The organism is Caballeronia sp. BCC1704 (genome assembly GCF_902833455.1).
Taxonomy (GTDB): domain Bacteria; phylum Pseudomonadota; class Gammaproteobacteria; order Burkholderiales; family Burkholderiaceae; genus Caballeronia.
The window spans coordinates 1,408,493-1,434,568 of sequence record NZ_CADFFT010000001.1; the positions used below are offsets into that span (position 1 = coordinate 1,408,493).

The 26,076-nt window shown below is 64.9% G+C and carries 18 protein-coding genes; 9 read left to right on the top strand and 9 right to left on the bottom strand.

The annotated features are described in order from the left end of the window. The first annotated feature begins 163 nt into the window (after positions 1 to 163). Positions 164 to 1,306 (top strand): nitrogen regulation protein NR(II), encoded by a 1,143-nt coding sequence (glnL, locus tag HWX53_RS06545; RefSeq protein WP_175940633.1) that lies wholly within the window; start codon positions 164 to 166, stop codon positions 1,304 to 1,306. Positions 1,307 to 1,456: 150 nt separating this feature from the next. Then, entirely contained in the window at positions 1,457 to 2,941 is a 1,485-nt protein-coding gene (gene ntrC / locus HWX53_RS06550; RefSeq protein ID WP_175939974.1) for a nitrogen regulation protein NR(I), read from the top strand. Positions 2,942 to 2,955: 14 nt separating this feature from the next. Here ntrC and xth read toward each other — a convergent pair whose 3' ends face one another. Next, a complete protein-coding gene (gene xth / locus HWX53_RS06555; RefSeq protein WP_175939975.1) occupies positions 2,956 to 3,735 on the bottom strand; it encodes an exodeoxyribonuclease III in 780 nt (259 codons plus the stop codon). A gap of 289 nt (positions 3,736 to 4,024) precedes the next feature. Between xth and HWX53_RS06560 the strand changes: the two genes are divergently transcribed. Genes HWX53_RS06560 through HWX53_RS06585 form a run of 6 tightly spaced genes read left to right on the top strand, consistent with a single transcriptional unit; the run spans position 4,025 to position 12,746 of the window. Then, the gene (locus HWX53_RS06560) at positions 4,025 to 4,120 is read left to right on the top strand and encodes a potassium-transporting ATPase subunit F (protein WP_175939976.1); all 96 of its coding nucleotides are present in this window, start codon (positions 4,025 to 4,027) and stop codon (positions 4,118 to 4,120) included. Beyond that, the gene (gene kdpA, locus HWX53_RS06565) at positions 4,117 to 5,922 is read left to right on the top strand and encodes a potassium-transporting ATPase subunit KdpA (protein WP_175939977.1); all 1,806 of its coding nucleotides are present in this window, start codon (positions 4,117 to 4,119) and stop codon (positions 5,920 to 5,922) included. The genes HWX53_RS06560 and kdpA overlap by 4 nt, the downstream gene beginning before the upstream one ends. Positions 5,923 to 5,935: 13 nt before the next feature. Continuing rightward, complete coding sequence (kdpB, locus tag HWX53_RS06570; RefSeq protein ID WP_175939978.1) at positions 5,936 to 8,065, top strand: potassium-transporting ATPase subunit KdpB; 2,130 nt, start codon at positions 5,936 to 5,938, stop codon at positions 8,063 to 8,065. Positions 8,066 to 8,076: 11 nt separating this feature from the next. Then, a complete protein-coding gene (kdpC, locus tag HWX53_RS06575) occupies positions 8,077 to 8,655 on the top strand; it encodes a potassium-transporting ATPase subunit KdpC (RefSeq protein WP_175939979.1) in 579 nt (192 codons plus the stop codon). Between the two features lie 49 nt (positions 8,656 to 8,704). Further along, positions 8,705 to 11,452 (top strand): sensor histidine kinase KdpD, encoded by a 2,748-nt coding sequence (locus tag HWX53_RS06580; RefSeq protein ID WP_175939980.1) that lies wholly within the window; start codon positions 8,705 to 8,707, stop codon positions 11,450 to 11,452. Positions 11,453 to 11,507: 55 nt separating this feature from the next. Continuing rightward, positions 11,508 to 12,746, top strand: coding sequence for a hypothetical protein (locus HWX53_RS06585; RefSeq protein WP_175939981.1), 1,239 nt, complete (start codon positions 11,508 to 11,510; stop codon positions 12,744 to 12,746). Here HWX53_RS06585 and HWX53_RS06590 read toward each other — a convergent pair. Beyond that, positions 12,699 to 14,024, bottom strand: coding sequence for a hypothetical protein (locus HWX53_RS06590; RefSeq protein ID WP_208454775.1), 1,326 nt, complete (start codon positions 14,022 to 14,024; stop codon positions 12,699 to 12,701). The two genes, HWX53_RS06585 and HWX53_RS06590, sit on opposite strands and share 48 nt — an antisense overlap. 375 nt (positions 14,025 to 14,399) lie before the next feature. After that, on the bottom strand, positions 14,400 to 14,879 hold the full coding sequence (locus tag HWX53_RS06595) for a hypothetical protein (protein WP_208454776.1): 480 nt from the start codon (positions 14,877 to 14,879) through the stop codon (positions 14,400 to 14,402). Positions 14,880 to 15,055: 176 nt separating this feature from the next. Between HWX53_RS06595 and HWX53_RS06600 the strand changes: the two genes are divergently transcribed. Next, positions 15,056 to 16,330, top strand: coding sequence for an amidohydrolase family protein (locus HWX53_RS06600; protein ID WP_175939984.1), 1,275 nt, complete (start codon positions 15,056 to 15,058; stop codon positions 16,328 to 16,330). 38 nt (positions 16,331 to 16,368) lie between these two features. Here the strand turns inward: HWX53_RS06600 and HWX53_RS06605 are convergent, their stop codons facing one another. The 6 genes from HWX53_RS06605 to fixL form a co-directional block, all read right to left on the bottom strand. Beyond that, the gene (locus HWX53_RS06605) at positions 16,369 to 18,495 is read right to left on the bottom strand and encodes a M3 family metallopeptidase (protein WP_175939985.1); all 2,127 of its coding nucleotides are present in this window, start codon (positions 18,493 to 18,495) and stop codon (positions 16,369 to 16,371) included. 163 nt (positions 18,496 to 18,658) lie between these two features. Continuing rightward, entirely contained in the window at positions 18,659 to 19,513 is an 855-nt protein-coding gene (gene folD / locus HWX53_RS06610; RefSeq protein ID WP_175939986.1) for a bifunctional methylenetetrahydrofolate dehydrogenase/methenyltetrahydrofolate cyclohydrolase FolD, read from the bottom strand. A 172-nt stretch (positions 19,514 to 19,685) separates the two neighbouring features. Beyond that, entirely contained in the window at positions 19,686 to 20,585 is a 900-nt protein-coding gene (locus HWX53_RS06615) for a DUF2950 domain-containing protein (protein ID WP_175939987.1), read from the bottom strand. Positions 20,586 to 20,636: 51 nt separating this feature from the next. Continuing rightward, positions 20,637 to 21,917: a DUF3300 domain-containing protein gene (locus HWX53_RS06620; RefSeq protein WP_175940634.1), complete on the bottom strand. Its 1,281-nt coding sequence runs from the start codon at positions 21,915 to 21,917 to the stop codon at positions 20,637 to 20,639. A 731-nt stretch (positions 21,918 to 22,648) separates the two neighbouring features. Then, on the bottom strand, positions 22,649 to 23,287 hold the full coding sequence (gene fixJ, locus HWX53_RS06625) for an oxygen response regulator transcription factor FixJ (protein ID WP_159835767.1): 639 nt from the start codon (positions 23,285 to 23,287) through the stop codon (positions 22,649 to 22,651). Then, positions 23,284 to 25,821: a PAS domain S-box protein gene (gene fixL / locus HWX53_RS06630; RefSeq protein ID WP_206467925.1), complete on the bottom strand. Its 2,538-nt coding sequence runs from the start codon at positions 25,819 to 25,821 to the stop codon at positions 23,284 to 23,286. Before fixL ends, fixJ begins: the two co-directional genes overlap by 4 nt. Between the last annotated feature and the right edge of the window lie 255 nt (positions 25,822 to 26,076).

Here is a 26,076-nt window from a genome sequence, read left to right on the forward strand (position 1 = left end):
TGAAGGCAGCGCGTTTCGTTGATTCGAATTCGATGAAGCGCGCTCGCCGCATGTCATGAAGAACGACGGAAAAGGGACGGCGCGCCGTCCCTTTTTTAATCGCTCGCGGTTGTCACGCAACGAGAAGAAGATCGGTAGCACGAACGACCTCAATCACTGCACGATGGTGCTCAAGAATCTGATCAAGGCGCGAAAGGGTCACGCCGATGCGCTCTCCGACGATACGCAACTCGCCGCGACCGGCTTGCTGCCCGGCCTCGAAGCGCTGCCGACTGTCGTGCTGGTGCTCGACAAGCGCAATCTCAGGATCGCGTACGCGAACCCGTCGGCGGAGTCGATGCTGGAGATGTCGCGTAAGCAACTGATGCAGACGCATTGGCCCGAACTCTTCGCGAACGCCGACGAACTGGCGACGACGATCGCTTCCATCGCGGAGAACCGCTTCAACGCCACGCGGCTCGACGCGGCGCTGGAACGCGCGGGGCGCGAGCCGCTTCACGTGCATGCGATCGTCGCGTATCTCGAAGCCGCGACCGATTACGTGCTGCTCGAACTCTTCGAGAACGAGCGCCATCTGCGCACGGATCGCGAAGAGCGCATCCACGATCTGACGGCGGTCAACAAGCAACTCATCCGCAATCTCGCGCATGAGATCAAGAATCCGCTCGGCGGCATTCGCGGCGCGGCGCAATTGCTCGAATTCGAACTCGGCGCGCGCGAACGCGACGAGTTGCGCGAATACACGCAAGTCATCATCAAGGAATCGGACCGTTTGCAGACGCTCGTCGATCGCTTGCTGGAGCCGCACCGGCATCCGCATATCGTCGGCGACGTCAACATTCACGAAGTCTGCGAGCGCGTGCGCGCGGTGATCCTCGCCGAGTTTCCGCGCGGCCTCACCATCGAGCGCGACTACGACGTGAGCGTGCCCGACTTGCGCGGCGACAAGGAGCAACTGATTCAGGCGCTGCTCAACATCGTGCGCAACGCGGCCGAGGCGCTCAAGGAGCGCATCTCGCAAGGCGACGCGAAGATCGAGCTGCGCACGCGCATCGCGCGCAAGGTCACCATCGGCAAGCGCCTGCACAAACTGGCACTGGACTTGCATATCACTGACAACGGTCCCGGCATTCCCGGCGATATCCGCGACCGCATCTTCTTTCCGCTCGTGTCGGGCAGGGAAGACGGAAGCGGCCTCGGCCTGACGCTCGCGCAGTCGTTCGTGCAGCAGCACGACGGACTGATCGAAGTGGAGAGCAAGCCGGGCTGCACCGAGTTCGCCATCTTGCTGCCTTTCGGAAACTGACAAGCGGGAACTGACACCGGAACTGACACGGGAAATCAACCTACATCGACATTCACCAGACTGCGGGCCGCGATTTTCGCGCGAAGCCACGAAGCCTGACCGTTTCGACGGGCATACACCGAACCACACGAAGACTTCTCGCCGAACGATATGAAGCCGATCTGGATAGTAGACGACGACCAATCCATCCGTTGGGTGCTCGAAAAAGCGCTCGCACGAGAGAACTTCACGACGCGCAGTTTCTCGGGCGTGCGCGACGCGCTTGCCGCGCTCGAAACCGAAAGCCCGCAAGTGCTGGTATCCGATATCCGCATGCCCGGCGGCTCCGGGCTCGAACTGCTGCAAACGGTGCGCGACAGGCTGCCGGGACTGCCCGTCATCATCATGACGGCGTTTTCCGATCTGGATAGCGCGGTCGCCGCGTTTCAGGGCGGCGCGTTCGAATATCTCGCGAAGCCCTTCGATATCGACAAGGCGGTGGAGTTGATCCGCCGCGCCGTCGACGAAAGCATGCGCGGCGAGGCCGCGTACGACGAGCGCGTGACCGAGACGCCCGAGATGTTGGGACAAGCGCCCGCGATGCAGGACATGTTCCGCGCCATCGGCCGCCTGTCGCATTCGGCGGCGACCGTGCTCATCACCGGCGAATCAGGCACCGGAAAGGAGCTTGTCGCGCGCGCGTTGCACCGACATAGCCCGCGGGCCAACGGGCCGTTCATCGCGCTCAATACTGCCGCGATCCCGAAAGATCTGCTGGAGTCCGAACTATTCGGCCACGAACGCGGCGCGTTCACAGGCGCGCAGGCCATGCGGCAGGGCCGCTTCGAACAGGCCGAGAACGGCACGCTCTTTCTCGATGAAATCGGCGACATGCCGTTCGATCTGCAAACGCGGCTTTTGCGCGTGTTGTCCGACGGGCAGTTCTATCGGGTCGGCGGCCACAATCCGCTGCGCGCGAACGTGCGCGTGATCGCGGCGACGCACCAGAATCTGGAATCGCGCGTGCGGCAGGGCTTGTTTCGCGAGGACTTGTACCATCGCCTGAACGTGATTCGCCTGCGTCTGCCGGCGCTGCGCGAACGCAGCGAGGACATTCCGCTGCTCACGCGGCACTTCCTGCAAAAGAGCGCGCGCGATCTGGGCGTCGAGCCGAAGCGCGTGTCCGACAGCGCGCTCGCTTATCTCGCGTCGCTGCCGTTTCCCGGCAACGTGCGCCAGCTGGAAAACCTGTGCAACTGGCTCACGGTGATGGCGCCCGCACAGGTCATCGAGCAGAAGGACTTGCCGCCCGATCTCACGCCGCGTCAGGACGTCACGCCGGAGAGCATCGCCGTATCGACCGATGGCGCGGTCGCGCCGAACGGCTCGGCCATGCCGGCCTCGGCGCCCGCATCGACGCCGCCAGCGGGCGTGCCGGCGAGCGTGTGGGAGAACGGCTTGCGCACGGAAGTCGCGCGGCTGTTGCGCGAAAACTCCGCCGATGTCATGGACGAACTCGCGCGCCGCTTCGAAGCCGCCGTGATTCGCGAGGCGCTCGACTTCACGCGCGGGCGCAAAGTCGAGGCGGCGGAGCGCTTAGGTATCGGCCGCAATACGATCACGCGCAAGATTCAGGAACTGCATCTCGACGCGTGACGACACAGCGCGGATCAGCAGCCGACCGTCGCGACGACAGGCGCGTGGTCGGACGGCTGATCCCACTTGCGCGGCACCTTGTCGATCTCGCATGACGTGCACAGCGCCGACAGCTCCGACGACAACAAGATGTGGTCGATGCGCAGGCCCGCGTTGCGCCGGAACGCCATCATGCGGTAATCCCACCACGTAAAGAGCTTCTCCGGCTGCTCGAACTTGCGGAAGGCGTCGGTGAGTCCCAGACCGACGAGCTGCATGAAATGCGCGCGCTCTTCCGGCGAAACGAGGTTCTGTCCTTCCCAGGCCTTCGGGTCGTGCACGTCGCGGTCTTCCGGCGCGATGTTGTAATCGCCGAGCAGCGCGAGCTTCGGATACTGCATCATCTCTTCGCGCAGCCATTCGCGCAGCGCATCCAGCCAGCGCATCTTGTACGCGAATTTCTCGGAGCCGGGCGCCTGTCCGTTCGGGAAGTACGCCGACACTATCCGCACGCCGTTTACCGTCGCGGCGATCACGCGCTGCTGTAAGTCTTCGAAGCCGGGAATATTGCGCACCACGGTGGCGTCGTGCACCTCGATGCCGTCGCGCACCAGAATGCCTACGCCGTTATACGTCTTCTGTCCCGCGAACCAGCTTTTGTATCCGGCGGCTTCCAGTTCGGCGCGAGGGAATTTCTCGTCGGGCAGCTTCAGTTCCTGAAGGCATAACACGTCCACTTGCGAGAGTTGCAGCCAGTCGATGACGTGCTGAAGACGGACCTTGAGAGAGTTGACGTTCCAGGTGGCAATTTTCATGTGACGGCGATGGCCTGCGGCTTCTTGAGTGTCGATCGAAGCCGGAATGATAACGCCACGACGCTCGCGCACTCTCACGCGCTCGTTTACGCCATTTTTACGCCGCCGCGCGAACTCTTGCCACGCCCTTTATCCCGGTCGTCCTACGCTTGCAAGCGTCCAATGCACAAGAGGAGAACCGAACCATGGACCTGCTTTACGTCGCCGGCATCGCCCTGTTCTGGGGGCTGTGCGCGGCGCTTACCGTGGGCTGCGAGCGTTTGCGCCGCCGTCTGCCGGGAGCGCGCGCATGACTGCATGGATGATCTGGCTCGCGGCCGCATCGACGCTGCTGCTTCTGGCCTACCTCGTGTACGCGCTCTTGCGCGCGGAGGATCTCGAATGAACGGCAACACGTTCACGCAGACGGCGCTGTTCATCGTCGTACTGATCGCGCTCGCCATTCCGCTCGGGCGATACATCGCCGACGTGCTCGACGGCTCGTCGGTCGTCGTGCGCAAGACGAAGCGCTTCGAAGACGCGCTGTATCGCATCGCCGGCGTCGATGCCGATGCCGAAATGTCGTGGAAGCACTACGCGCTCGCGGTGCTGCTGTTCAATGCGCTCGGCGCGTTCGTGCTGTACGCGCTGCTGCGTCTGCAACACATCTTGCCGGCCAATCCGCAAGGCATGGCCGCGATGACGCCGGACGCCGCGTTCAACACGGCGGTGAGCTTCGTCACCAATACGAACTGGCAGGACTACGGCGGCGAAAGCACGCTCGGCTACCTCGCGCAGATGCTCGGTCTGACGGTGCAGAACTTTCTGTCGGCGGCGACGGGCATCGCGGTCGTCGTCGCGCTGATTCGCGGCTTCAGGCGGCATAGCGCGCAGACCATCGGCAACTTCTGGGTCGATCTCACGCGCACGACGCTCTACGTGCTCGCGCCGCTCGCCGTGGTGTTCGCGCTCGTCTTCGCGAGCCAGGGCGTGATTCAAAACTTCAGGCCGTATCAGGACGTATCGACGTTGCAAGTCACGAGCTATCAGGCACCGCAGACCGACGCGCAAGGCAACGCCGTGAAAGATGCCCACGGCAACCCGGTCATGCGCGACATGAAAGCCGACAAGCAGTCGCTGCCGATGGGCCCGGTCGCATCGCAGGAAGCGATCAAGATGCTCGGCACGAACGGCGGCGGTTTTTTCAACGCGAACTCGGCGCATCCGTTCGAGAACCCGACGCCGTTCTCCAACTTCATGCAGATGATCGCGATGCTGCTGATTCCGGCCGCGCTGTGCGTCGTGTTCGGCCGCATGATCGGCGACAGGCGGCAGGGCTACGCCGTGCTCGCGGCGATGACCATCGCGTTCGCGGCGGCGTGCGTCGGCGAGATATCGGCGGAGCAGGCGGGCAATCCGCTTTTCGCGTCGCTTCATGTCGATACCCACGCGAGCGCGCTGCAAGCGGGCGGCAACATGGAAGGCAAGGAGACGCGCTTCGGCATCGCGCAGTCGGGCATCTTCACAGTGGCGACGACCGCCGCGTCCTGCGGCGCGGTCGACGCGATGCACGACTCGCTGACCCCCTTGGGCGGCCTCATTCCAATGCTCTTGATCCAGCTCGGCGAAGTGATCTTCGGCGGCGTCGGCTCCGGCTTGTACGGCATGCTCGTCTTCGCGCTGCTCGCGGTGTTCGTCGCGGGGCTCATGATCGGCCGCACGCCCGAGTACGCCGGCAAGAAGATCGAATCGTTCGAGATGAAGATGGTGTCCATCGCGATCCTGCTCACGCCGCTTCTGGTGCTCGCGGGAACATCGGTGGCCGTGCTGACGGCATCGGGCACGGCGGGCATCGCCAATCCCGGCGCGCACGGTTTCTCGGAAGTGCTGTATGCGTTCAGCTCGGCGGCGAACAACAACGGCAGCGCGTTCGCGGGCCTTTCCGTGAACACGCCGTTCTACAACGTGCTGCTCGGCATCGCGATGTGGCTCGGCCGCTTCGGCTCGATCGTGCCGGTGCTGGCGATCGCGGGATCGCTCGCGGCGAAGAAGCGCCTCGCCGTCACCGCCGGCACCTTGCCGACGCACGGACCGCTTTTCGTGGTGCTGCTGCTCGGCACGCTTCTGCTCGTCGGCGCGCTCACGTATGCGCCGGCGCTCGCGCTCGGGCCTGTCGTCGAGCATCTGACGATGACCGCCGCTCACTGATTTCGAGGAACAGATGACTCAACTGAATCAAGCGCCGCTGCATCGCCCGGAGAACCTCGGGCAAGCGCGCACGGCGGCGCGTTCGATGTTCGATCCGGCGCTTTTGAAACCCGCCATCGCCGATTCCTTCGCGAAGCTCGCGCCGCGCACGCAACTGCGCAATCCGGTGATGTTCTGCGTGTACGTCGGCAGCATTCTGACGACGGTGCTCTGGATCGCCGCGCTCTTGGGCCAGGCCGAAGCGCCCGCGGGCTTCATCCTCGCCATTGCGCTGTGGCTGTGGTTCACCGTGCTCTTCGCGAATTTCGCGGAGGCGCTCGCCGAAGGCCGCTCGAAGGCGCAGGCCGCGTCTTTGCGCAGCGCCAAGCACAACGTGATGGCGAAGAAGCTCAACGAGCCGCATCCGAAGTCGCCCATTCGCATTGTCGCGTCGAGCGATCTGCGCAAGGGCGATGTCGTGCTGATCGAAGCCGGCGACGCCGTGCCCGCCGATGGCGAAGTGATAGACGGCGTCGCGTCCGTCGACGAATCCGCGATCACGGGCGAATCCGCGCCCGTCATCCGCGAGTCGGGCGGCGATTTCTCGTCGGTGACGGGCGGCACGCGCGTGCTGTCGGACTGGATCGTCGTGCGCGTGACGGCTGACCCCGGCGAGGCGTTTCTCGACCGCATGATCGCAATGGTCGAAGGCGCGAAGCGGCAAAAGACGCCAAACGAAGTCGCGCTCACCATTCTGCTCGTCGCGCTGACGCTCGTGCTGCTGTTCGCCACCGCGACCTTGCTGCCGTTCTCGATGTTCTCGGTCGAAGCCGCGAAAGCCGGGCACGTGGTCACGATCACGGCGCTCGTCGCGCTGCTCGTCTGCCTGATACCGACGACCATCGGCGGGCTGCTGTCGGCCATCGGCGTCGCGGGCATGAGCCGCATGATGCATGCGAACGTGATCGCGACGTCCGGCCGCGCGGTCGAAGCCGCGGGCGATGTCGACGTGCTGCTGCTCGACAAGACCGGCACGATCACGCTCGGCAACCGGCAGGCGTCGTCGTTCGCGCCGGCGCCGGGCGTGAGCGAGCGCGATCTTGCCGACGCCGCGCAACTCGCATCGCTCGCCGACGAAACGCCGGAAGGCCGCAGCATCGTTGTGCTGGCGAAGCAGCGCTTCGATATCCGCGAACGCGATATGGCGACGCTCGGCGCAACGTTCATCGCGTTCAGCGCGCAGACGCGCATGAGCGGCGTCGATGTGCCGGATCGCGAGATTCGCAAGGGCGCGGCCGATGCGGTGAGGAAGTATGTCGAAGAACGCGGCGGGCGCTTTCCGCAGGAAGTGCAGCATGGCGTCGACGAGATCGCACGGCGCGGCAGCACGCCGCTCGTCGTCGCCGAATACGTCGCGGGCAAGGCGCGCGCGCTCGGCGTGATCGAACTGAAGGACATCGTGAAGGGCGGCATCAAGGAACGCTTTGCCGAGTTGCGCAAGATGGGCATCAAGACCGTGATGGTCACGGGCGACAACCGGCTGACGGCGGCGGCCATCGCGGCGGAAGCGGGCGTGGACGACTTTCTCGCCGAAGCGACGCCAGAAGCGAAGCTCTCGACGATCCGCGCGCATCAGGCCGAAGGGCGGCTCGTGGCGATGACCGGCGACGGCACCAACGACGCGCCCGCGCTCGCGCAAGCCGACGTCGCCGTGGCGATGAACACCGGCACGCAGGCGGCGAAGGAAGCAGGCAACATGGTCGATCTCGATTCGAACCCGACGAAGCTGATCGAGATCGTGGAGATCGGCAAGCAGATGCTGATGACGCGCGGCTCGCTCACGACGTTCTCCATCGCCAACGACGTCGCCAAGTACTTCGCGATCATTCCTGCCGCTTTCGCCACCACGTATCCGCAATTGCGCGTGCTCGACGTGATGCATCTCGCGTCGCCGTCGTCCGCGATTCTTTCGGCGGTGATCTTCAACGCGCTCATCATCGTGTTCCTGATTCCGCTCGCGCTGAAAGGCGTGAAATATCGCGCGCTCGGGGCGGCTTCGTTGTTGCGGCGGAATCTGCTCGTCTATGGGCTCGGTGGCATCGTGCTGCCGTTTCCGGTCATCAAGCTGATCGACATGACGATCACCGCGCTCGGTTGGAACTAGGAGAACACATCATGAAAAATGCATTGCGTCCGGCGATCGTGTTGTTCGTTGCACTGACGATCATCACGGGCTTGCTGTATCCGCTCATCGTGACGGCGGTATCGCAGACGGTGCTCAGGCATCAGGTGAACGGCAGCCTCATCGAGCTTGACGGGAGAATCGTCGGTTCGGAACTGATCGGCCAGCAGTTCGACGCGCCGCGCTATTTCTGGGGCCGCTTGTCCGCGACGACGCCGAATCCGTACAACGCGGGCAGCTCCGGCGGATCGAATCTCGGCCCGACGAACCCCGCGCTCGCCGATGCCGTGAAGGCGCGCATCGCCGCGCTGCACGCCGCCGATCCTTCGAACGACGCGGCCGTGCCCGTCGATCTCGTGACCTCATCGGGCAGCGGGCTCGATCCCGACATCAGCCCGGCGGCGGCCGCGTATCAGATCGCACGCGTGGCGCGGGCGCGCGGGCTGTCCGTCGCGCGAGTCAATGCGCTCGTCGTCGAGGCGACGTCCACGCGCACGTTCGGCGTCATCGGGGAACCCGCGGTGAATGTGCTTAAATTGAATCTCGCGCTGGACCGGGCGAGCGTTCGCTGAGCGCCGCCATTCCCTAAGCGCCACATGACGAGAACCCGCTCAGGAGCCCATGCGCCCGACCCCCGATGAACTCCTCGACAAGCTGCAACGCGAGGAAGCGAAGCGCCAGCGCGGCAGGCTGAAGGTGTTCTTCGGCGCGTCGGCGGGCGTCGGCAAGACCTTCGCGATGCTGCAAGCCGCGCGACGCCGCCGCGACGAAGGTGTCGATGTCGTGATCGGCGTCGTCGAAACGCATGGCCGCAAGGAGACGCTCGCGCTGTGCGCGGGGCTGGAAACGCTGCCGCCCGCGCAGATCGACTATCGCGGCCGCATGCTCGCGGAATTCGATCTCGACGGCGCGCTCGCGCGCAAGCCGCAACTCATCGTGGTCGATGAGCTCGCGCATTCGAACGTGCAGGGTTCGCGGCATCTGAAGCGCTGGCAGGACGTGCACGAACTGCTCGACGCGGGCATCGACGTGTACACGACCGTCAACGTGCAGCATCTGGAAAGCCTCAACGATATCGTCGGGCGCATCACGGGCATTCGCGTGTGGGAGACAGTGCCCGACCGCGTGTTCGATCACGCCGATGAAGTCACGCTCGTCGATCTGCCGCCTGAGGAACTGCTCGACCGTCTACGCGAAGGCAAGGTCTATCTGCCGCAGCAGGCCGAGCAGGCGGTGCGCAACTTCTTTCGCAAGGGCAACCTGATCGCGCTGCGCGAACTCGCGCTGCGCCGCACGGCCGACCGCGTCGATGCGCAGATGCGCGAGTACCGCGCGGACCAGTCGATCGAGCGCATCTGGCGGGCGCGCGAGCGCTTGATCGCGTGCGTGGGGCCGGGACCGGAAGGCGCGGCGCTCGTGCGCGCGGCGGCGCGGCTCGCGGCCGCGCTGAAGGCGGACTGGCTCGCGGTCTATGTCGAAACGCCGAAGCTCCAGCGCCTCTCCGACGATGAGCGCCGCCGCACGCTCGACGCGCTCAAGCTCGCCTCGGAACTCGGCGCCGAAACGGTGACGCTCGATGGCGCGGACGCCGCCGCGACGCTCATCGACTATGCGCGCATGCGCAACGTGTCGAAGCTCGTCGCGGGCGCGCCGGCCGCGCGAAGCTGGCGGCGTATCGTGCACACGCCGGTCGCGGAGCGCATCGTCCGGCATGCGGCGGATATCGATGTCACGCTTGTTTCCGCCGCCCCGCGCGACGAATCGCAAACGCGGCGGGCGTCGATAGCCGGCGCATGGCGCGACGCCGGGCATTCGCCGCCGCGCGCTTACTGCTACGCGCTCGCCATCGGCGCGGCGATCACGCTGGTCGCGCATGGGCTGGCCGCGCGGCAGATTGCGCTCACCAATCTCGTGATGCTGTATCTGCTCGGCGTGATCTTCGCCGCCGCGCGGCTCGGGCGCGGGCCGGGCGTGATGCTGTCGTTCGTGTCGGTCGCGGCATTCGATTTCTTCTTCGTGCCGCCCGCGCTGTCGTTTTCCGTCACCGATACGCAATACGTGCTCACCTTCGTCGTGATGCTGCTGACCTCGCTCACGATCAGCCATCTCACGTCGAGCCTGCGCCGGGAGGCCCGCATTGCGTCGCAGCGGGAACGGCGCACGAGCGCCATGTATGCGATGACGAAAGAACTCGCCGCCGCGCTGATGACCGGGCAGATCATCGAGATCGGCACGCGGCATGTGGCCGAGGTCTTTCACGCGAAGGTGGCGATGCTGCTCCCCGATGCGAGCGAACGCGTGCGCCAGAAAGTGGACGAGCCGAACGTCGACGCGATGCTCGACGCCGCGCGCATCGACCTCGATATCGCGCAGTGGGTCTACGAGCAGCAGAAGCCCGCGGGCCGCGGCACCGACACGCTGCCCGCCACCGATGCGCTCTACTTGCCGCTGCGCGGGCCAATGCGCACGCGCGGCGTGCTGGCGATCGTCGTCGAGCGGGAAGCGGAGCTGGCCGTGCCCGAGCAGCGGCGCATGATCGAGACGTTCGCGGCGCAGATCGCGCTGGCGCTCGAACGCGTGCACTACGTCGATATCGCGCAGGACGCGCTCGTCAACATGGAGTCGGAACGCCTGCGCAATTCGCTGCTCTCCGCGATCTCGCACGACCTGCGCACGCCGTTGACGTCGATTGTCGGTTTCGCGTCGGTGCTGGAGGAAGAGGCGCGCGCGATCGGCGGTCTTTCGGGCGAGTCGCAAGAACTGGTGCATGCGATCCACGAGGAGGCGCTGCGCATGAGTGGGCTCGTGACGAACCTGCTCGACATGGCGCGCTTGCAGGCAGGCGCGATCCGGCTGAACCGTCAATGGTCGATGCTCGAAGAAACCGTCGGCGCCGCGCTCGCATCGATGAGGCGCACGCTCGCGGGCCGACCCGTGGAGGTTCGGGTGCCGTCGAATCTGCCGATGCTGCGGCTCGACGCGGTGTTGATGGAGCGGCTATTCGCGAACCTGCTGGAAAACGCGGCGAAGTACACGCCCGCGCATACGCCGATTTCCATTGCGGCGGAAGAAGGCGCATCGGGCGATGCGCGTGCCGTGCGCGTCGTGATCGACGATGAAGGGCCGGGCGTGCCGGCCGGCATGGAGACGCGCCTCTTCGAGAAGTTCACGCGCGGCGAGAAGGAATCGGCGCAACCGGGCATCGGGCTCGGGCTCGCGATTTGTCGCGCGATCGTGGAGGCGCACGGCGGGCGCATCGGCGTGGAGAATCGCATGGACAGCGAAGGGCGCGTGTGCGGCGCGCGCTTCTGGTTCACGTTGCCGGCGGACGAAGCGCCGCCCGATATCGAGCAGGGCGAGGGTATCTAACGCGTGCATGCGCGATCGCACGGTTGAGAAGGCGGCGCGGCGTTAGATTCGTCGCATGAAATCATCCTCCAATCGCCGACGCTTTCTTATCGATGCCGGGCTCGCACTCGGCGCGTACAGTCTCCATGCGTATCCGCGCGCCGCGTCCGCAGCGATTCCTTCGAATGCCAATGTCATCACCCCGTTTGCGTTCGGCGCAAAAGGCGATGGCCGCGCCGACGACTCCGCCGCCCTGAATGCCGCCTACGCGCACGCGCGACAGCAGCGCGTATCCGCCATATCGCTCTGCGGCGCGACATATCGCGTGACGCGCGGCATCTATGCACGCGGCGTCTCCACGCACGGCGAGGGCGCCACGCTCATCGCGACGCTGGACGGTGCGCGCGGCGGCGCGGCATTCGAATGGGGCGGCAGCGGCAATTTCGTGCGCGACGTGACCTTCGATCTGTCGAACAGCAGCAAGACCGACATGCACGGCGTGCTCAACGCCGTCGATGACGCGCGCAACCAGCGTTTCGAGAACAACTGCATCATCGGACGGACGACCGGCGCGACGCCCCGGCAGTCGAACATCTTCGGTGCGTGGTTCATGGGAACGGGACTCGCCGGGCTCTTCGTGTCGAATAACCAATTCGAGTCGGTTTCATACGGAGTCCAGATCAATAATCAGCGCGGCACGGCGGGCGATGTGCGCAGCGCGCCGCTCGGACGTCCGTCGGCGCATATTCATATCGTCGGCAATGTGTGCATCGACGCGAGCATCGGCGTGAACACGCCGCATATCGCGTGCTCGAACGTGGTCGTGCAGGGCAACACGATCACCGCGCGCAGGCTCGCCATGGACCTGCCGCTCAACATCGCGCATGTGACGGATATCGCGGTCGTCGGCAATACGGTGGCCTCGAATGCGTCGAGCGCGAACGGCACCTTGCATGTGGAAGATGCGACGGGCGCGATCACCATCGACGGCAATGTCGTGACCGTGCTCGCGCGCAACAACGGCATTCAGGTCGGCACGCGGGCGAGCGTCAGCGGCGACGCGCCGGAAAGACGCAAGGTGGTCATCAGCGCGAACCACATCGAGGGCAGCGGCGCATCGTCGGGCAGCGCCGGCATCCTGATCCCGGACGCCGAAACCGTCGATAGCGTCATCGCGAACAACGCAATCCACCGCTTCGCCGAGGGCATCACGGTGGTGTCGCGCTGCCTCGTGCAGGGCAATGTGATCGCCGCGTGCGGCGTCCCGCTACGCGTTTCGCGCGACAGCTTGCAGGCAGGAAACCTGATCGGCTGACGCGAGCGACTCGGCGGACTTCGACGCGCCTTCGGGCGGTTTCAGCCGCGGCGTATGCCGCAGACGCGGCAGATACGCCAGCAGAATGACATAGATGGTCGGCGCGCCGGCGATCGGCTGCGCGAAAAGCGCGGTAATCAGGAGTGGGGCGCAGGCGCCGATCTTCGACCAGTTCGCTTTCGTCCCCGGCCGCCAGGCCGATAGCATGACGACCTGGCACGCGAAGCCGAACAGCCCGATCATGCCGATCTGCGCCAGCAGCGAAATGCCGTCGTTGCGCTCCTTGCCGCTGAAGAGACCGACGCCGAGGGGGCGAATTGCGAAGTTCGCGATGCCGCGGTCGATGGAACGAGAGCGGTCACTGATGGATTCGCCATGCGTGCGCGCCTTGTCCTTCAGGCCGATGTACGGCGTATAGAGCGCGATAGGCCACGCCATCAACACGATCGCACAAGTCACGAGCAGGCGCGGCATGAACAGCCGCCGCGATCGTCCGGAGAGCAGGAACACGAGCCCGAGCGACAAGGCGAGCAGCGCGACGCCGAGCGTCGAGAACGCGCAGAGAATGCCGCCGACCATGCACGCGAGCAGAAACTTCGAGCGGCGCGTGAGCGCCTCGTAGATGAGGCAGAAGCACGCGACGGCCTGATAAATGCCGGCCTCGCGAAAGAACGCGCAATAGCGGTCGAACTTCACGGTGCCCGACGCAAAGTCGCTGTAAAGCATGGAGAACGGGAAGTAGATCGCGCCCGTCGCGGCGCGCGGGTCTTCGGTGTAGTCGGCATAGCCTTTGACGGGCAGGCTGAAGAGATACAGGCTGTCCTTGCTTCCGAGCCATAGGGTCAGCAGTTCCGTGACGAGGCTCGACAGTCCGAGCAGCGCGACGGCCGTGCACAGCTGGCGGAAGAACAGTCGGTTCGCGTTGACGTCGAGCAGCAGCGCGCTGTATGACAAGCCGACCACACCGGTCGTCACGAGTTCATACAGTGTCCACTCGAGTTGCGAGCGTCCGTTCACGATGGAAATCGGCGCGACATAGATCCAGTACATGGCCATCATCACGAGCAGGCATGCGGTCTCCGCGCGCAGACGCGGCGTCGTGTAGCGAATCTGGCGATGCGTATGAAGCAGATACAGGCAGGTCAAGAGCGGCGCGACCAGCACGCCGATCGCCGTATAACGCTCGCCGAGCGCGGAGGGCCGCATCACGAACAGGTTCAGCACCAGTCCGAGGCTCATCAAGCGCCGGACCGAGAGAAGGTTGGAGAAGGGAAGCATCGTTGGGTCTCTGCATGGTTTGTCAGTCGTTCTTTTTCTATGCGACGCCGGGAAATGCAGCGGACGAATGCCATCTTCGAGGCGCGGCGCGCGTCCGTGTCCGTTGCGGTCGCGCTACGGATCGTGCAGGCCCCAGCGCACGCGCACTCGGGCTGCGCAACGCGAGACGCAAACGATTGATGTGTCGGAGTCCTGCGAATACCGGCTCATGCGAGGCATGAGCACGTGAGCGAGGCGCAAGGAAGCGACGCCGGTCACGTTCATGTTTGACGGCAGGCTATGGACAGCGGTACGAGAGGAACCCGGTTGCACGCGCGATGCAGCGGTGCAAGCGGGACGGGACGCGAAGACGGCCTCAACCGTCCGCGGGGATGACTACAGGTAAAGCCCCGATGCGCCCAGCACGTAGTGCACGGGAATGGTTCGGCCGTTCCAGTGGAACGCATAGCAGCGTGCGTCGCCGCGCAATTGCGCCCGGAGCACATCGAGCGCGCCGGCTTCCGATGTGGCCGCGATCACGACCTTGCCTTGCGCGCCGCGGGGAGGCTTCGGACCGCGAGACTCGGCCTCGACGTCGACTTCGAAGATGGCGAGGTCGTAGTAGTTGCTGGCCGCACAATGCCCCGAAGGCAACGATGCGTGGCGCCGAAAACCACCCTCCGCAGCAAGCGCGAGCGCCAGCACTTCGGCGCTCGGTAACGCGACGCGCGGGTGAGCCTGCGCAGTGTGCCCGGGCCTGCGGCGAAGCACGAAGCCGGTGACACCCGACAGCATTCGAAACAGGTTGCGGTCCTTTCGGCAGGCAAGATTTGCGGTTAGCACCTTGGGTCTCCGTATCTTTTGCTTGAGTTGCAACCGATTGTAAGCTCGCGCTTAAATGCTCGCCGCCAAACGTGCCGACGCATCCGCCACGGCGGATCGGCAAACGTTTCTTCTCAATTCCTGATCAATTCGATAAGCATCGAGGCGGCCCGTGCGGGCTTTTATGTCCCGCTACAATCGTCCGAACCGCTTACGCCCGAGGGCTTCATATGGATCTCATCATTCGCCGTGCATCGCTCGTGCGCTCGACGGGGCTCGTCGATATCGGCATGGAAGCAGGCCGTATTGCTGCGATCGAGCCGCATCTGAATGCGAGCGCGCGTGAGGAAATCGACGCGAACGGTTCGCTCGTCACCGCGCCGTTCGTCGACGCCCACTTTCACATGGACGCGACGCTCTCGTACGGTCTGCCGCGCGTGAACGCGTCCGGCACGCTGCTCGAAGGCATCGCGTTATGGGGCGAACTTAAGCCCGAACTCACGCAGGAAGCCATCGTCGAGCGGGCGCTGCAGTATTGCGACTGGGCCGTCGCGCGCGGGCTGCTGGCGATCCGCTCGCACGTCGATGTCTGCGATCCGCGTCTGCTCGCCGCCGAGGCGCTCGTCGAAGTGAAGCGCCGCGTGAAGCCGTATCTCGACCTGCAACTCGTCGCGTTCCCGCAGGACGGCGTGCTGCGCAGTCCGGGCGCATTCGAGAACCTGAAGCGCGCGATCGCGCTCGGCGTCGATGTCGTCGGCGGCATTCCGCATTTCGAGCGCACGATGGCGGACGGCGCGGCGTCCGTCACGCTGCTGTGCGAGTACGCGGCCCAGCACGGCTTGCGCGTGGACATGCACTGCGACGAATCCGACGATCCGATGTCGCGCCACATCGAAACGCTCGCGGCGGAGACGCATCGCCTAGGTTTGCACGGCCGCGTGACGGGCTCGCATCTCACGTCCATGCATTCGATGGACAACTATTACGTCAGCAAGCTCATTCCGCTGATGCGCGAAGCGGGCGTCTCGGCGATCGCGAATCCGCTCATCAACATCACGTTGCAGGGTCGCTCGGACACGTACCCGAAGCGGCGCGGCATGACGCGCGTGCCCGAACTGATGGCGGCGGGCATCGACGTCGCGTTCGGCCACGACTGCGTGATGGACCCGTGGTACAGCTTAGGCTCCGGCGACATGCTCGAAGTCGCGCACATGGGCCTGCACGTCGCGCAGATGACGGGCGTCGACGCGATGCATGCGTGCTTCGATGCCGTCACGCGCACGCCCGCGCGCATTCTCGGGCTCGAAGGCTACGGCGTGGAAGTGGGCTGTCATGCGGACTGCGTCGTGCTCGACGCGCGCGATCCGATCGAAGCGATCCGTCTGCGCGCGGCGCGCACGGCGGTGATCAGAAGAGGGAAGGTGGTGAGTCGCAGCCCGTCCATGCGCGCGACGCTCGCGCTGGAAGGCCGGCCTGCGGAAGTGGACTTCAGGATCCAGCGCTGAAAAGAAAAAAACCCCGGCGCGGCGGCCGGGGTTTTGGATCAGTGCACCGTCTGCGTGTGCTCGCTCATGCCGTTGTGACGCAACAGCGCGTCGATGCTCGGCTCGCGTCCGCGGAACGCCTTGAACGAATCCATCGCCGGGCGGCTGCCGCCCACCTCCAGAATCTCGCGGCGATAGCGCGTGCCGGTCTCCGCGTTCAGCACCGACCCGTTCGCGGCCTTGGCGGCTTCCTCGAAGGCGGCGTAGGCGTCGGCGGACAGCACTTCGGCCCACTTGTAGCTGTAATAGCCCGCCGCGTAACCGCCCGCGAAGATGTGGCTGAACGTATTCGGCCATCGCGAGAAGGGCGCCTGCGGAATGACGTGGAACTTCTCGTTGATCTCGCGTGCGAGGTCGTTCACGTTCTGCGTGCCGTTGGCCGGATCGTAGGACGTGTGCAGCACCATGTCGAACATCGAAAAGACGATTTGACGCAGCGTGCCGAGACCGCTCTGGAAGTTCTTCGCAGCGAGCATCTTGTCGAAGAGTTCGCGCGGCAGCGGCTGGCCCGTTTCGACGTGCGCCGACATGTCGGTCAGCACGTCCCACTCCCAGCAGAAGTTCTCCATGAATTGCGACGGCAACTCCACCGCGTCCCATTCGACGCCGTTGATGCCCGACACGCCGAGTTCGTCGACGCGCGTGAGCATGTGATGCAGTCCGTGCCCGAATTCGTGGAACAGCGTGATGACTTCATCGTGCGTGAAGCAGGCGGGCTTGCCGCCGACTGGCGCTGAGAAATTGCAGGTGAGGTACGCGACCGGCGTCTGCACGTCGCCTTGCGTGCGCTTGTGGCGGGCACGGGCGTCGTCCATCCATGCGCCGCCGCGCTTGCCTTCGCGCGCGTACAGGTCCAGATAGAACTGCGCGACGAGCGAGCCGTCCTTGTTCTCGACGCGGAAGAAGCGCACGTCCGGATTCCAGACGGCGGCTTCGTCGCGGCGAATCGAGACGTTGAACAACGTTTCGGTCACCTTGAAGAGGCCCTTGAGCACCGCTTCCTGCGGGAAGTACTGCTTTACTTCGTTCTCGGAGAACGAATAGCGCTTCTGGCGCAGCTTCTCGGCGGCATAGGCGACATCCCACGGCTGAAGCTCCGGCATGCCGAGTTCGGTCGCCGCGAACGCGCGCAGTTCCATCCAGTCGTTTTCGGCATACGGACGCGCGCGCTTGGCGAGGTCTTCGAGAAACGCGATGACCTGCGCGGGCGATTCCGCCATCTTCGGCGCAAGCGACACTTCCGCGAAGTTCTGATAGCCGAGCGTGCGCGCTTCTTCCTGACGCAGCTTCAGATGCTCGACGATGTTCTGCGTGTTGTCCCATTCGGGCTTGCCGTGACCGTAGGTTTCGCCGAGTTCCGACGCCCGCGTGACATACGCGCGATACATCGCCTCGCGCATCGGCCGATGCTCTGCGTATTGCAACACGGGGAAGTACGAAGGGAAGTGCAGCGTGAACTTCCAGCCTTCCTTGCCTTCCTTCTGCGCGGCTTCGCGGGCGGCTTCGATCACGTCGTCGGGCAGGCCGGCGAGGTCGCTCTGCTGCGTGACGACATAGGAATATGCGTTGGTCGAATCCAGCACGTGATCCGAAAACGCCTTCGAGAGCGCAGCCTGTTCTTCCTGCAATTGAGCGAAGCGCGGCTTGCGGTCTTCGGGCAACTCGGCACCGGACAGGCGGAAATCGCGCAGGGCGTTCTCTAGAATCTTTTTGCGCTCGGGCGAAAGTCCCGCGAATTCGTCGCCTGCGGCGATCGCCTTGTACTTCTCGTACAGCGCGAGGTTCTGGCCGACGCTCGCCGAAAACTCCGTGACGCGCGGCAGGTTCTCGGCATGGGCGGCGCGCAGCTCGGGCGTATCGGCGACGGCGTTCAGATGCCCGACGATGCCCCACGCGCGCGAGAGCTTTTCCGATTCACGCTCCACCGTTTCGACGACGTCTTGCCACGTGGCAGGCGTGTCCGGGGCGCTCGCGCGATCGACGGCGCTTTTAGCCGCCGCCAGCAACACGTCGAGCGCCGGGGTGACATGCTCGGGCTTGATGTCGCCGAAGCGCGGCAAGTCGGAAAAATCGAGCAGCGGATTGGATGCTGCCGTGGTCGGCGTGGCTGCGGTGGTATCGCTCATGGCTCTCCCGGTTCTGTGATCGTTGAAGCGCGGAGCGGGCCAGTCATGCGAAGCCCGCGCCGCTCGTGTCCGAATGCTATGGGAGCATTATTGGGGCCGCGGGGCCAAAATCCAATGGATTGTTTCTAAGGGGACGATCGCGATGGCGCGCGTCCCCTGCGGCTTACGCCTGTGCCGCGCGCTCGGCGGCTTCGATGGTGTTGACGAGCAGCATGGTGATGGTCATCGGGCCGACGCCGCCCGGCACCGGCGTGATGTAGCCCGCGACTTCCTTCACGCCCGCGAAGTCGACGTCGCCGCAGAGTTTGCCGGCTTCATCGCGATTCATGCCGACGTCGATCACCGTCGCGCCCGGCTTCACCATGTCGGCGGTCAGGATGTTGCGGCGGCCGGTCGCCGCGACGACGACATCGGCGTTGCGTGTGTAGTGCGCAATATCGCGCGTCTTGCTGTGGCAGATCGTGACGGTCGCGCCCGCTTCGAGCAGCAACAGCGCCATCGGCTTGCCGACGATATTCGAGCGGCCGATCACCACCGCATTCGCGCCCGTCAGGTCGATGCCGTGCGCCTCGAACATCTTCATCACGCCATACGGCGTGCACGGGCGAAAGAGCGGCTTGCCGGTCATCAGCGCGCCCGCATTCGCGACGTGAAAGCCGTCCACGTCCTTCTCCGGCGCAATGGCTTCGATCACCTTATGGCTGTCGATATGTGCGGGCAGCGGCAACTGCACCAGAATGCCGTGAATGGCCGGATCGGCGTTCAGCTTCTCGATGTGCGCGAGCAGTTCGCTTTCGGCCAGCGTCGCGGGAAAGCGGTCGAAGACCGAATGCAGTCCGTTGTCCTGGCACGCCTTTACCTTGTTGCGCACATAGACTTCGCTCGCCGGATTGTCGCCGACGAGCACCACGGCGAGCCCCGGCTTGTGTCCGCGAGCGGTGAGCGCGGCCGCGCGGGCGGCGACATCGGCGCGAAGAGTCTTGGAGAGGGCGTTACCGTCGATGAGTTGGGCAGTCATGGCGAATCGGAATCGAGATTGGGCGTAGCGGGGAGGGCGCGCAGGCGATACGTCGGCTGCCGGGCGTGCCAGGGCGCGCAAGGCGCCCTCGAAGAAGGGCGAGATTATACCGCCGGGCGCTTTCCGGCGTCCGGCGGCGTGTTGGGCGAGGGTGCCCGCCGTGCTCGTCGGTCTATGGCGAGACGGGCTGCCAAGAAGAATCGGGATCGAACGACTTGATGGACGCCGCCACGCGCGCCGACGCCGGGCCGAGGTTCTTCTGATAGAGCTGCCCGTCCTGATCGAGCATGAAGGACATCACGCCCGTTTCGCCGTACTTCGCCGGCCATGCGATCAGGCCGAAGCCGTCCGCGAGCGCGCCGCCTTTCATGTAGTTCTTCGCGCCGCCTTTCGCGTGCGGCCCTTGCGCGGTCAGGATGCGGTAGTGATAGCCGTAGTAGCCGCCCGAGGCCGTCGCCTTGTTCGGCATGGCCGCCGCGAGCGGGCCGAGCGGGCTTTCCGGCTCGCCGGGCGCCGTGTCCCAGTAGAGGCCGTCGTGCTTGCCGGGCGTGCTCACGAAGCGGTCGGCGTAGTGGTTCGTGAGCTTGCGATAGTCGTTCTGCGCGTCGACGTAGGCGAGCGCGACGCGCATCACCGATCGCTCGTTGCGGCCGATGCGCCGCGTCAGCACTTCGTCGCGCGCGGCGGGCATGTCGAAGCGCCAGCCCTTGTCCGTCTGCACGAGCGGAATCGGCAGGGTCCAGCCGCTGTCGCCAGTTTCGATGTGCGCGCGCTTCGGGCCGCCGGCCGGTCCGCTCTCCTCGACGATCCGGTGTCCCTTCGACCACGAGCCGAGGTACTCGTAGACGTCTTCCTCGCCGATGTTGTCGGTCGGCACGTAGCGCGCGTGGTCCTTGCCGAGCACTTTGGAGAGCGCGGTTTCGTCATTCGATGCGATGGCGTCGGTGAAAGCTTGCGCCGCGGCTTCGGGCGTCGGGTAGACGGCCTGCGCCTGCCCGAGCGAGGCCACGAGCAAAAGCGATGCGCAGAGAAAAGGGCGGGGCGATGCGGCAAGTGTTTTCATCGAGATCATGTCGGGCTCCTGAGTCGTGGGCGTGGATGGGGCGCAGCGAAGCTCGGCGGCTCAGCGGCGATGAAAGCCGCCGCCGCCGTGAAACGTGCCGCCCCCGCCGCCGCCGTGAAACCCGCCGCCCGCGCCGCCGCCCTGGAACCCGCCGCTGCGCTGGATCCCGCCGCCGCCGCTGCCGAGTCCGCCGCCTTGTCGTTCGAAGCCGCCGCCCGCATTTGGATGCGCGCTCGCAAACGCTTGGCGGCTTGCTTGCCCGCGCTGGATGTCCTGCCGCGCCGCGTTGCCGTCGCCCGCGCCGCGCAGCGCGTTGTCGCGGTTCACGCTTTGCGCGCGTTGATGCAGATCGTTGTTGCCGATGCCGCGCCCTTCGCCGCCTTGCCGGATGTTCTGCACGCGCTGGCTCGCCGACTGATTGAGGTTCTGCCCGGTGCGCTGCTGGAGCGTTTGCGCCGCCTGCGCGCGCGCCTGATCGCGGCCGCGGAACTGATCGCGATTCGCTCCGCCGAGATTCTGGTTCCCGAAGTTCTGCCGGTTGCCGATGTTATTGCGGTTGAACTGCGGGTCGTTGCGGTTCCAGCGCACGTTGTTGCTGTTCGCGTTGATGCGGTTGTTGACGTTGATGTTGTTGTAGCGGTTCACGTTCACGTTGACGTCGTGACGGCCCCAGTCGCAGTTGCCCCATAGCGCGTTCGCGACCGCGACCCCGGTACCGAACGCGAGCCCGGCCGCGAGCCCGGAGGCGATCGCATAGCCGGGCGGCGGCGGCACGTAGACCGGCGGATACGCGGGATACGGCCACGCGCCGTAGACCACGGTCGGGTTATAGGTCGGCACATAGACCACTTGCGGATTGGCCGGCACGATCTGAATGGTGCTCTGCTCGACGACCACCTTCTGCTGTTCGCTGCTCTTGAGATTGCCCGCGCTCTGCGCCGCGCGCCGCAGCCGCTGCACGGAATCCATCACGTCGCCGGATTGCGCGATAAACGCGTTGCCGAGTTGCGAAACCCAGTCGGGCTTGGACGCCATCGTCGCCAATGCTTGCGGGAAAGCAACCAGCGATTGCACGCTCGGGTCCCACGGCTCGGACTGCACGGCCTTCACGGCGTCGTCGCCCTTGATGTTCGGATTGGCCTTCGACCACTGCGCGGCCGCCTGAATGTCCTGCGGATACGTCGAGGCCATCAGCACCTGCGCGAGCAGCGCATCGGGATAAAGCGCGATGGGCGCGACGAGCGCATCGATCTGCTCGTTCGAGAGCTTCTGGCCGGCGGGCTGCGTCTGAGCGTGCGCGGGCGGCACATGAAATACGGCGAGCGGCGCGGCGGCGAGCATTGCGGCGAGCGCGAGAAGGCGCACCGGCCGCAGGCGGTCCGCGACCGACTGGCATGGCGTGTCGCGTGAGCCTAAGTCCGCCCGGCGCGCGACATGACTGTCAGGGCGCAGTAACGTCGGCGCGTCGACTGGCCAGCGGCACGTCAGCAGCAAACTGGAAGCGAAGGGCTCGGGTGCGTTGGTGGATCGACGAACTGAGGCAGCCGAGTAACGCGCTTGAGACGCCGGGCGTGCGACATGTCTGCCGAGACGCAAGAACGTCGGTGCTTCCGCTGACCAGCGACAGATCGACGGATCGGAAGCGGGGGACTCGGGTGCGTTGTGGGATCGGTAAAGGAAGGCGGCGAAGCCGGCTGCTTGAGGCGCCCAGTGCGCGACATGACTGCCAAGAGGCACGAACTTCGACGCTTTCATCGGCCCGCGGCGCCAAGTCGACGGATACCAAGTGGGTGATTGAGAGGGGACCGGGGAACTGCCAGACGAAGCGGCTAGGGATGGACACGTTCGCGCGGGCTTGCGGTGGACGGCGAAACCTTTGCCGGTGCTTACAGCGGTTGCCTTGTCGCGCATGATCGACTCCGATGTTGGGGCACGATCAAACTACGGGCGGGCGCTCTTCGGTGTCAATGCGAAACACGAAATTTCACGTTTCTGTTTCGCGGATGCGGCAAGCCATGCAAACGACAGTGGCCGGCATGGAAGCCGGCCACGCAAGGGAACCGCCAGGACGGTTACTGCTGAGGCTTGTTGGACAGCGCGAGGCGCAGCAGATCGGCGACGGTATTCACCGAGAGCTTCTCCATGATGTTCGCGCGATGCGCTTCCACCGTCTTGATGCTGATGCCGAGATCATCGGCAATCTGCTTGTTGAGACGCCCCGCGATGATGCGCTCGAGCACCTGATGCTCGCGAGCCGTCAGCTTGCCGAGCCGTTCGGCGGCCGCGCGCTGCTGCTGGACGCTCGTGCTCTCGCTGCGCGCCTTTTCCAGCATGCGCTCGACCAGCTTGCGCAACTCGGCCTCGTCGAACGGCTTCTCGATGAAATCCATCGCGCCTTTCTTCATGGTCGAGACAGCCATCGGCACGTCGCCGTGACCGGTGACGAAGATGATCGGCAGCACGGAGTTGTCCGCAATCAGCTTTTCCTGCAATTCGAGGCCCGTCATGCCGGCCATGCGCACGTCGAGAATCAGGCAGGCGATGGCGCCGGAATGCGCGATCGGCAGATAGACGTCGAGGAACGATTCGGCGCTGGAAAAGCATTGCACGCGATAGCCGTTGGCTTCGAGCAGCCAGCGCAAAGAATCACGCACGGCCTCGTCATCGTCGACGACAAAGACGGTTTCCTGAGTGGTGACTGGACTGCTCATAGTTCTCCCGTAACGGTATGTTGTCTCGTATTGGTATGTTCGTCGCGCGCGTCGGCGCCCGGTCCCGTCGATCCGTCCGCTTCGCCGATCGGCAGGCTGCAGTGGAAGGTCGCGCCGGTCACGTGGCCGTCCGCTTCGACGTTGTTCACCACCCACAGCCGCCCGCGATGCGATTCGATGATCGAGCGGCAAATGTTCAGGCCCATGCCCATGCCGTCGGATTTCGTGCTGTAGAACGGCTCGAACAGACGCTCGGCCGTGGCTTCGTCGACGCCCGGACCCTGATCCACGACGCTGATGCACACGAAACCGCCATCGGTTCGCTGCACGACCACGCGAATCACCGGATCGACGGCGTTCGGCTTTGCATCATGCATTGCTTCCGCCGCGTTTTTCAACAGGTTGACCAACACTTGTTCGATCAAAACCGGATCGACGTAGATCACCGGCATGCGCGAGCGGATCTCGGTGACGATGCGGATCTTGCGCTTGCGCGCTTCGATCTCCGCGAGACCGACCGCGTCCGCGACGATATCCGCCACGCGCGTCGCCTGGCGCTTGGGCTCGCTGCGCTTCACGAACTCGCGGATGCGCTTGATGATCATGCCCGCGCGCACCGCCTGCTGCGCGGTCTTCTCCAGCACCGGAAGCAGCGTTTCCTGCGTCATCCGGCCGGACTTCACGAGCGCGACACAGCCCGAGCAATAGTTGTTGATCGCGGCGAGCGGCTGGTTCAGCTCGTGCGCGAGCGACGACGCCATCTCGCCCATGGTCATCAGGCGGCTCGTGAACTGAAGCTTTTCTTCCTGCTGATGCGCCAGTTCCTGCGCCTGCTTGCGCTGCGTGATGTCGGTCGCGATCTGCATCTGCGCGAGGTGGCCGTCCACCCACTGAATGTACTGGCGGCGCACTTCAAACCACTTCTGGATGCCCTCGACGTAGACCTCCTGCGCGTCCGCCGAGCTTTCGGTGAGCGCGGCGGCCGGCAGGCCCGCGTAGGTGTCGATCATGTCGAGCGTGTCGGACGAGCTCTGCGCGTTGCCGTCGAAGGCCGCGCCCGCCAGTTGCAGATGCCCGTCCGGGCGAATGCCGAACAGATGCCGGTAGTAGCGGTTGGCGAACAGCAGTTCGGCTTCGTCGGCGGCGAGCACGGACACGGCCGCGTCGAGGCTTTCGAGGACGGTGGTGAAGCGTTCGTGCGCGGCGGCGAGTTCCTCGCGGGCGCGCTTCGGTTCGGTGATGTCCGTCATCGACGACATCCAGCCCGTCTGACGGCCGGAACTGTCGATCAGCGGCGAGACGTAGAGCCGCGCGTGGAAGAACGAGCCGTCCTTGCGGCGCACGCGCAACTCGAAGCCGGACGAGGGCGCCTTGCCGCGCAGCGTCATGTCGAGCTGGCGCTGCATTTCCGGATATGCGTCGCGGGGCCAGTACGGAAACGGCGCGTTCTTGCCGACGAGATCGCTTTCGTCCCAGCCCGTCATGCGGCAGAACGCGGGATTCACGTGCGTGATGCGGCCGTGCATGTCGAGCACGCGCATGCCGATCAGCACCGAGTTTTCCATCGCGCGGCGGAAGAAGGCTTCGGCGTAGAGCGCCTGCTGCGCTTCGAAGCGCTGGCGCGTGTGCTTCCACAGACTCCAGAGGCTCCACAGCACGAAGCACGACAAGCCCGCGACGAGCCACACCAGCGTGTTATTGGTGAAGTTCGTGAGCTGCGGATACGAATAGACGCGCACCGACAGGCCCTGTCCGGGCGGGTCGAGCGGCAGGTCGTAGAACATGTCGCGCGGCAGGCGCGGGCGGCTCGACGTGGTCGCGAGCTCGCGATTGTTCAGATCGGTGATCGAGATCTTGTACTTCGCGGACAGTTCGCTCGGAATGTCGCGCTTCAGAATGCCTTCGATCGAAAACACCGCCGCGATGGAGCCGAGGAATTCGCGGTCGCGAAACACGGGCGTTTGCAGCGTGATGTAACCGTTGCCGAGGTCGTCGTAGAGAAGCGGCGAGTAGACCTGGCGGCGCGTGGTGCGCGCCTCGTCGAACGCGGCCTGCACGGCCTCGTCCATTTGCGTGTCGTTCGGCTTCGCGAGGCGCGAGCCGAGCACCGGCAGCGGCGTATTGGGCCAGCGCGGCTTGTGCTCGCTCGTGTACCAGTTCATGTAGAGGATCTCGGGATGCCCCTGCATGATGTCGGTGGACGCGGTCTGGAAGTTCTGCGAGTCGCCGTGGCCGGCCGCGATGTCGCGCGCGAGGGCCTGGATTTGTTCTTGCGCACCCGTCATGGCAAGACGGATTTGCTGCTGCGCCCACGCGACGTTGCGGTACAGCGTGTCTTCCTGTTGCTGCTGCTCGCGCCGGTTCAGGCTCCAGAGAATCAGACTCATCACCACCAAAAAAACGATGATGGAGATGAGCGGCGTGAGTAAATAGGAGTTCGACCACCACGGGCCGTGGTGCCAGCGGGAGGGCGACGAGTCGGTCGGTTTCTTACCGACGCGCGCCGAGCGTTTGATCAGCCGGTCAGTCAACATGGAAGCGATTGTAACGCAGCACCCGATTGTTAATTGGCGTAAAAAGACGGTAAAGACGGCTCATTTGCGGGAAAAGGAGGAGAAACGTCTGAACAGAAAAATTATATGGGACGGTGCATTGCAGCATTTTTTCACATCATGAGATCCGCTCCCATGATTCGAAAAATTCCTTGCTACTAGGTCTGGACCCTCTTTAGAATGCCGGCACGCGGCCAGTGCCCGAGTCCGTGCGGGCGTGTGTTTTTCGGCTGTTCT

Coding starts and splice junctions, on each gene's coding strand:
- kdpA (WP_175939977.1), top strand. CDS start 4,117: ATGAACGGCAACACGTTCACGCAGACGGCGCTGTTCATCGTCGTACTG.
- HWX53_RS06620 (WP_175940634.1), bottom strand. CDS start 21,917: ATGCTCGCCGCCGCGCCGCTCGCCGTATTTCATGTGCCGCCCGCGCAC.
- HWX53_RS06585 (WP_175939981.1), top strand. CDS start 11,508: ATGAAATCATCCTCCAATCGCCGACGCTTTCTTATCGATGCCGGGCTC.
- HWX53_RS06560 (WP_175939976.1), top strand. CDS start 4,025: ATGACTGCATGGATGATCTGGCTCGCGGCCGCATCGACGCTGCTGCTT.
- HWX53_RS06615 (WP_175939987.1), bottom strand. CDS start 20,585: ATGATCTCGATGAAAACACTTGCCGCATCGCCCCGCCCTTTTCTCTGC.
- HWX53_RS06590 (WP_208454775.1), bottom strand. CDS start 14,024: ATGCTTCCCTTCTCCAACCTTCTCTCGGTCCGGCGCTTGATGAGCCTC.
- HWX53_RS06600 (WP_175939984.1), top strand. CDS start 15,056: ATGGATCTCATCATTCGCCGTGCATCGCTCGTGCGCTCGACGGGGCTC.
- folD (WP_175939986.1), bottom strand. CDS start 19,513: ATGACTGCCCAACTCATCGACGGTAACGCCCTCTCCAAGACTCTTCGC.
- xth (WP_175939975.1), bottom strand. CDS start 3,735: ATGAAAATTGCCACCTGGAACGTCAACTCTCTCAAGGTCCGTCTTCAG.
- kdpC (WP_175939979.1), top strand. CDS start 8,077: ATGAAAAATGCATTGCGTCCGGCGATCGTGTTGTTCGTTGCACTGACG.
- fixL (WP_206467925.1), bottom strand. CDS start 25,821: ATGTTGACTGACCGGCTGATCAAACGCTCGGCGCGCGTCGGTAAGAAA.
- HWX53_RS06580 (WP_175939980.1), top strand. CDS start 8,705: ATGCGCCCGACCCCCGATGAACTCCTCGACAAGCTGCAACGCGAGGAA.
- HWX53_RS06605 (WP_175939985.1), bottom strand. CDS start 18,495: ATGAGCGATACCACCGCAGCCACGCCGACCACGGCAGCATCCAATCCG.
- ntrC (WP_175939974.1), top strand. CDS start 1,457: ATGAAGCCGATCTGGATAGTAGACGACGACCAATCCATCCGTTGGGTG.
- fixJ (WP_159835767.1), bottom strand. CDS start 23,287: ATGAGCAGTCCAGTCACCACTCAGGAAACCGTCTTTGTCGTCGACGAT.
- kdpB (WP_175939978.1), top strand. CDS start 5,936: ATGACTCAACTGAATCAAGCGCCGCTGCATCGCCCGGAGAACCTCGGG.
- glnL (WP_175940633.1), top strand. CDS start 164: ATGGTGCTCAAGAATCTGATCAAGGCGCGAAAGGGTCACGCCGATGCG.